The organism is Psychrobacillus sp. MER TA 171, from assembly GCF_023713305.1.
Taxonomy (GTDB): Bacteria; Bacillota; Bacilli; order Bacillales_A; family Planococcaceae; genus Psychrobacillus.
In genome coordinates this window covers 1-255 of record NZ_JAMAWN010000106.1, presented here as the reverse complement: position 1 = coordinate 255, position 255 = coordinate 1, and the positions used below count along the sequence as shown (strand labels likewise).

Sequence of the window (255 nt, the reverse complement as noted above, 5' to 3'; positions counted from 1 at the left end):
TCAAGCATAGATAAAACTAGCGCTTGATCACAACGAGCATATCGTTCAAAGACGGTTGGTGAAAAATCACCTTCACGTGTTCTAGGAACACGCAATGTAATCTTTCCGATACTCATAGTCAAATCGCATTCATAATAACCATTCCGGTAATCACGACGTTCTCCCGAACGCTCATAAGCAGCCACTTGTAAGTGCTCATCTCGTTCTTTTTCCATAAATTCATTCAGTACAATAACGATAGTAGATTTTATCAAA

At 38.8% G+C, this 255-nt stretch carries 1 protein-coding gene; it reads right to left on the bottom strand.

The window, feature by feature from the left end:
• A partial coding sequence (locus tag M3627_RS20660) for a transposase (RefSeq protein WP_483315296.1) occupies nt 1–255 on the bottom strand: 255 nt, incomplete at both ends.